Source organism: Micromonospora sp. NPDC004336 (assembly GCF_053602615.1).
In genome coordinates this window covers 41,169-47,620 of sequence record NZ_JBSGDY010000028.1, presented here as the reverse complement: position 1 = coordinate 47,620, position 6,452 = coordinate 41,169, and the positions used below count along the sequence as shown (strand labels likewise).

Here is a 6,452-nt window from a genome sequence, read left to right as displayed (position 1 = left end):
CCCGCCCGACGCGTTCGACCGCGCGGTCGGGCCGGTGCCCCCGCTGCTCGCCTCGATCGTCGGCGGGGTGCTGGTCAACGGCATCTTCTTCGTGCGGCCGGGCCGGGTCCGGCACGTCCGGATCGGTCAGCCCGGCGAGCGCGCCGGTGCCGGTCAGCAGGGCCAGCCACGCGGCCAGGTCGTCCCGGTCGGCGGGCATCAGGTCGAGCAGGCCGCCGCGGACGGCCGGGTCGCGGCCGGCCAGCGTCGTCACCGCGGGCAGATGCGCCTTCCACCAGCCGGCCGGTGCCTGGGCGGCCGCCGGCAGCCGCAGCAGCTCGGTCAGGTAGGCCGCCTCCCGGTCGGCGGCGGCCGCGGCCGCCGCCTTGGCGGCCTTCGTGCCGGCACTCGCCCTGGCGGCCTTCGTGGCGGCGCGGACCAGCCGGTTCACCGCGTTGGCCGACTGCGCGGACGGCACCACGCCGGCGGTCGCGGCGCGCAGCGCCAGCCGGCAGAACCGCTCCAGCGCCTCGTCCGCCGGCAACCGGGCGGCCAGTTCCTTCGCGTACGCGGCGAGCGCGGTCGCCGACACCACCTTGGCGGACACGAACTCCGCGTAGACCTCGTCGAGCCGGGCCGGGTCGACCGGCAGGCCGTGCTGCGCCTCGGCCTTGCGCGCCTTGTTGAACAGCTGGAGCGCGTAGGCGTCCTGCCCGGCGGCCTGGAACACCCGCGCCGCCTGCTCGAAGAACGTCGGCAGGAAGTGCGGCAGCGTACGGGCGAACCGGTCGGCGACGGCCAGGTGCCCGTCCAGGGCGGCCTTCGGCCGCGACCGCGCCTGCTTGGCCAGCTTCTGCAGCTCCGGCACCACCGCCAGCGCGTGCCGGCCGTCATCCGGGTGGTGCACCAGCACCCACTCGGGGAAGGCCAGCGGCCGGCGGGGGCCGAGCCCGACGACGGCCGGCTCGGCGGCCGGGGCCAGGCCGAGGAAGCCGAGGGCGATGTCCTCGCCCTCGCCCAGCGCGGCGTCGACCAGGCGGACCACCGGCCGGTCGTCGAGGGCCGGGTGCCGGTAGGTGCGGGCGGTGAGGGGCACGGCCCGCTCGCCGGCTCCGGCGGTGTCGACGGGCAGCACCGCGCCGGCGGCCAACAGGCTCTCGGCCGACTCCCCGCCGGCCCTCGTCGTCTTCCCGGTCACGCCTTCTCCCCCGCTCGCGTCGCGGCGCCGGACAGGGCCGTCGCCATCCGCATTCCTTCCGACCAGGCCACCGGCCCGACCTCGGTCAACCGCAGCGTCGGCCCGTCCACCACCGACCAGGAGAGGCTGCCCAGGGTCGCCTCGGAGTCCCAGTAGTCCTCGTCGAACAACATGGCGGCCTCGACGGTCCGGCCGTCCTCCCAGACCCGGCAGGTGACCTGCGACCCGGAGACCCGGAAGCCGAGGGTGGCGGCCCGGGCGGCCAGCCGGTTGGGGACCGTGGTGCCCCGGAAGTCGGTGATCGCGGTGTCGCGCTCCCGCAGGCCGTCGGGCCTGCCCCAGGTGCCGCGGTGCAGTTGCTCGACCCGCTGGGTGATCTCCAGTTCCCCGGCGAATCCCCGCAGGTCGGCCAGGTCGGGCAGGCGCACCGGATGGGGCAGCGTCGCGGTGGTCGGCGAGAGCCGGACGGTCTCCCCGTCGAGGGTGACCACGCGCAGGTCGCCGGTGTCGGTGACGTCCCGCAGGAAGCCCGGCTCGGCCGGGTCGTCGCCGAGCACCACGAGGTCGCGCAGCGCGCCCTGCCAGGCCGGATCCGGCCAGACCCGGGCCAGCAGCCCGGTCGGCACCGGCAGCGAGGAGACCACCCAGGCGTCGACGCGGGCCAGGCATTCGGCGGTGTGCCGATCGAGCCACTGGGCGAGCTGGCGCAGCCGGTCCACCTCGGGGTCGTCTCGCAACACCTTCGGCAGCGTCTTGAGTGGACGGCCGGTGGCACGCGGACCGCTGGACCGGGCCGCCACCTTTCCGTCCACGAGGGAGATCTCGTACGAGTCTCCCACCGGTAGCCAGGCCATCAGGAACACCCTCCGCAGTGGCAAATTAGGCATATTTCATGAGGAATCAGCCACGATCGACGCCGCAGGGCACGCTAACAGTAGTGACCGACACGACAGCGACCCGTCCGCGGGGCGGCGGCGGGCGCGCGGCGGGACTGGCGGACCGAAGATCCGCCTGAACCGCAGGTCCGGCCCCCGGTCGACCGGGTTCCGGGCGGGAACCGGCCGTGCCGACACGACGGTGGAGTGATCGGGGTCACATTGCGGCGGGAGGGCCGGTCCCACCGGCGGCGCCGTCGCCCCGGCCGGGCGACGCGACGGGCACGGCCGCTCCCGGTCGCCCCGGCGCCGGGAACGCCGGGCGGATCCGGCCCGGCCGGCGAGCGGGGCCGGTGGGTACGCTCTGCGCCGTGACGGACCCGACGGCCCTCGACGGCGGGGGCGGCGCGCCGACCACCGCGCTACTGGAGAGCCTCCGCGCCGAGGCGGCCGAGGTGGTGATCGTCGAGGCGTCCCCCGACGAGCGGGATCGCGCCGACACGGCACGGACCGTGGTGGCCGGCGGAGCCTGGCGTCCGTGGCGCCGACTCCGGCGCAACTCGACGGCGCCGCGGAGTTGTTCACGTCCCTGGACTGGACGCGTCCGCCACGCGGCCGACATTCCCGAGCGGTCACGTCGCCACGACGCCGAACGCCGACCCTCGCACCACTCGCCTCACGGCGGTGGCGTCCCGGCAGTCGCGGACGACCTCGCGCACCGGCGGCGGCACACCGCCGCGTGACACCCTGCTGCGGGCCGTGCCACCCCGGCTCGCCACCCGCCTGCTCGCCGCCACGTGAGGTGCGCAGCAGGAGCGCTCACGACGGGCGTCGCCGCTCCCGGCGCTACCGTGCGGCGAGCGGCTTCCGCCATATCTTGATCTCGGTGTCCGGCACCTGCTCGGCGAAGACGCCGGCCGGCGAGGCCTCGCGCAGCAGGTCGCGCAGGTCGCGCTCGAACAGGCTTAGCCGATCTCCGAAGAGGTGCGGCGCCGAGTCCGAGCGGGAGAACACGTACGCGACGACGTCGTCGGCGGACCGCTCCACCACCGCGCCGGCCGGCACGACGAGCCGCCGGAACCCCTCGAAACCCGCCCGCGCCAGCACCCGCTCCTCCCCGCCCGGCGTGCCGTCGACGAGCACGCCCCGCCCGGCCCGGCGCGCCTCGCCGAGGTAGCTGCGCACCAGCGCGGCGACGCGCTCCAGCGGCGGGGCCGGGTGCGACAGCCCGACGACCGGTCCGGCCGGCGGCCCCTTACGGTCGCTCATGTGCAGGAAGGCCCCGCCGGGCGGAAGCATCCCGCGCACCGCGGCGGCGACCCTGTCGCGGTCGGTCCAGTGGAACGACTGCGCGAACATCACCGCCCGGAACTCCCCCAGGCCGGCCGGCAGTTCCTCGGCCCGCGCCGTCACCCAGCGGGCGTTGCCGACGTCGAGCCGCTGCGCGCGGCGGCCTGCCTCGACCAGCATGTCCGGGTCGGGATCGACGCCGACGACCCGCGCGAAGTACGGCGCCAGCGCCAGCGTCACGGTCCCGGGCCCGCAGCCGACGTCGAGGAGCCGGCCGGAACCGTCCAGCGCCAGTGTCTCGGCGAGCCGCTCGGCGAACCGCGGCGCGTACGGCAGCCGCCCCCTGTCGTAGTAGGCCGCGCTGCCCTGGAACAGGGTCGGATCCCACTGCCATCCGTCGGGTGTGTCCACTCCGGCCCGCCCGGGAAATTGAAGACTCTTTCGCGGCTGAATGTGCCGACGCGGCTGAATGTGCCGACCTGTGGAGGAACACAAATCCCTCCCACTCTTAATGTATAGCGCACCCGGGGGCTTGCGGCAAGACCCGGGTCGTGCCGCAGAATCGTCCGCCGAGGGCGGAATCCCACAGGAATGGACGTCACGAAATGCGTGTGTTGTTGTCGACCTCCGGGTCCCTGGGGGCGCCCGACCGCGGGTCGGACGGCGAGGTGCGCGTGCGGGGCGGAACGGCGGGCGCGCGGCGCGTCAGCGCACCCGGTGCCGGGGGCGCGGGTGTGCGCGTCGCCGGCCGACGGGTTCGCTGAGCGCGTGCCGGCGGCGCGGACCGTCCGGTCGACGCGGGCCGACGAGCGTGCCGCCGTCGGCGACCGCCGGATTCGTCACGCCGCAGAATGCGGATCCTCGCTCACTCCGGAAGCAGAAACGATCTCAGATCGGATTTGGTGAATTGCATTCTCTGACCTCCAGCGTGTTCGACCTTCCCGACGACCACGCTCCGAAGGCCGATCCGGCGTTGATCGCCCGCGACGAGCAGCACTTCGCGGCCCTCGCGGAGAGCCTCACGCAGTTGTCCGCCGACCTGACCGGTCGCCTCGACGCCGCGCGCAAGGCCCCCGGCGGCAAGGGCCGGCAGGCGGTGGACCGGGACCAGGAGATCCGCCGGCTGACCGCCCGCCTGCGCGCGCTGGGCCGCTTCGGTCTGGACCTGTGCCTGGGGCACATGGTCAGGGCGGACGGCTCCGAGACCGTGTACATCGGGCGACGCGGCCTGACGGACAGTGCGGGCCGCCAACTCCTGCTCGACTGGCGCTCGCCCGCCGCCGAGCCGTTCTTCGGCGCGACCCACGCCAACCCGATGGGCCTGGCGAGCCGCCGCAGGTACCGCTGGACCCGGGGCCGGATCACCGACTACTGGGACGAGGTGTTCACGCCGGACGGGTTCGAGGGGCACGCCGCCGTGCTCGACGACCAGTCCGCCTTCATCGCCAGCCTGGGCGCCAGCCGGTCCGACCGGATGCGCGACGTGCTCGGCACGATCCAGGCCGACCAGGACGCCATCATCCGCGCGGGATCGAGCGGCGCGCTCGTCGTGGACGGCGGCCCCGGCACGGGGAAGACCGTCGTCGCCCTGCACCGCACCGCCTACCTCCTCTACGCCGACCCACGCCTGCGGCAGCGCCGGGGCGGTGTGCTGTTCGTCGGCCCGCACCGGCCCTACCTCGCCTACGTCGCCGACGTCCTGCCCAGCCTCGGCGAGGAGGACGTGCAGATCTGCACCCTGCGGGACCTGGTCCCCGAGGGCGCCAACGCCGCCACGGAGACCGACCCGGAGGTGGCCCGGCTGAAGTCGTCCGCCGGCCTGGTGAGGGCGATCGAGGCGGCCGTCCGGTTCTACGAGGAGCCGCCGACCAGGGGGATGACGGTGCCGACCGACGACTCCGACATCCGGCTGCGCGCCGGAGACTGGGCGGAGGCGTTCGAGGCGCCGGACCCGGGCACCCCGCACAACGAGGCGCGTGACGAGATCTGGGAGGCCCTGCTCACGATCCTGACGGAAAGGTACGACGGCGACGAGCCGGACGACCTGGTCCGCCGGTCGCTGCTGCGCAACCGGGAGCTGCGGGGGGCCTTCAACCGTGCCTGGCCGGTGCTCGACGCGGCCGACATCGTGTCGGACCTGTGGTCGGTGCCCGCCTACCTGCGCCGGTGCGCCCCCTGGCTCAGCCGGGACGAGATCCGCAGGCTGCAGCGCGAGGACGCCCGGGCCTGGACGGTGTCGGACCTGCCGCTGCTGGACGCGGCACGTCAGCGGCTCGGCGACCCGGAGGCGTCCGGGCGCGACCGCCGGCACGAGGCCATCGTCGCCGTCGAACGGGAGCGCATGGCCACGGTCGTCGACGAGCTGATCGCGGCCCACGCCTACGACGACGGCGAGGGTGTGCTGTCGAGCCTGCGCCAGCTCGATCTCCAGGACGCCCTGGTCGACGGGAGCGCGCTGCCCGAGGCCGAACCGGACCTGCTCGCCGGCCCGTTCGCGCACATCGTCGTGGACGAGGCCCAGGAGCTGACCGACGCCGAGTGGCAGATGCTGCTGCTGCGCTGCCCGTCCCGGAGCTTCACCATCGTCGGGGACCGCGCCCAGGCCCGGCACGGGTTCACGGAGTCGTGGCGGCAGCGGCTCGAACGCGTCGGGCTCGACCGGATCGAGCTGGCGTCCCTGAGCATCAACTACCGGACGCCCAAGGAGGTCATGGCGGAAGCCGAGCCGGTCATCCGGGCGGTGCTCCCGGACGCCAACGTGCCGACCTCGGTACGCAGCAGCGGCATCCCCGTCGCGCACGGGGCCGCCGCCGAGCTCGGGTCGATCCTCGACGCGTGGCTCGCGGCCCATGCCGAGGGGACCGCCTGCGTCATCGGCGACCCCGCCTTCCAGGCGACGCCCCGCGTGCGGTCGCTGACCCCGGAGCTGGCGAAGGGACTCGAGTTCGACCTGGTCGTCCTCGTCGACCCGCATGCCTTCGGCGAGGGCATCGAGGCGGCGGTCGACCGCTACGTCGCGATGACCCGGGCGACGCGGCAGCTCGTCGTACTCACCAGTTCCTGACGGGGGCGACGCCGGCGGCCGTTGCCTCACCCTGCCTGCCGGCACG

At 74.8% G+C, this 6,452-nt stretch carries 5 protein-coding genes; 2 read left to right on the top strand and 3 right to left on the bottom strand.

Features of this window, described 5'->3' with window-relative positions:
- Both ACWENR_RS09280 and ACWENR_RS09275 read right to left on the bottom strand, forming a co-directional pair.
- On the bottom strand, nt 1-1,177 hold a 1,177-nt coding region (locus ACWENR_RS09280; protein ID WP_452276525.1), incomplete at its 3' end, for a hypothetical protein.
- Complete coding sequence (locus tag ACWENR_RS09275) at nt 1,174-2,031, bottom strand: DUF4132 domain-containing protein (protein ID WP_452276524.1); 858 nt, start codon at nt 2,029-2,031, stop codon at nt 1,174-1,176. The genes ACWENR_RS09275 and ACWENR_RS09280, both read right to left, overlap by 4 nt.
- Before the next feature lie 392 nt (nt 2,032-2,423).
- On the opposite strand from ACWENR_RS09275, the gene ACWENR_RS09270 reads away from it, so the two are divergent.
- Nucleotides 2,424-2,795, top strand: coding sequence for a hypothetical protein (locus ACWENR_RS09270; protein ID WP_452276523.1), 372 nt, complete (start codon nt 2,424-2,426; stop codon nt 2,793-2,795).
- 103 nt (nt 2,796-2,898) lie between these two features.
- Here the strand turns inward: ACWENR_RS09270 and ACWENR_RS09265 are convergent, their stop codons facing one another.
- Nucleotides 2,899-3,753, bottom strand: a complete 855-nt coding sequence (locus tag ACWENR_RS09265) for a class I SAM-dependent methyltransferase (protein WP_452276522.1) — start codon at nt 3,751-3,753, stop codon at nt 2,899-2,901.
- Between the two features lie 517 nt (nt 3,754-4,270).
- Between ACWENR_RS09265 and helR the strand changes: the two genes are divergently transcribed.
- Nucleotides 4,271-6,406 carry an RNA polymerase recycling motor ATPase HelR gene (gene helR, locus ACWENR_RS09260; protein ID WP_452276521.1) on the top strand — a complete coding sequence of 712 codons (2,136 nt, stop codon included), beginning with the start codon at nt 4,271-4,273 and terminating at the stop codon, nt 6,404-6,406.
- Nucleotides 6,407-6,452: the final 46 nt, after the last annotated feature.

Coding starts and splice junctions, on each gene's coding strand:
- ACWENR_RS09275 (WP_452276524.1), bottom strand. CDS start 2,031: ATGGCCTGGCTACCGGTGGGAGACTCGTACGAGATCTCCCTCGTGGAC.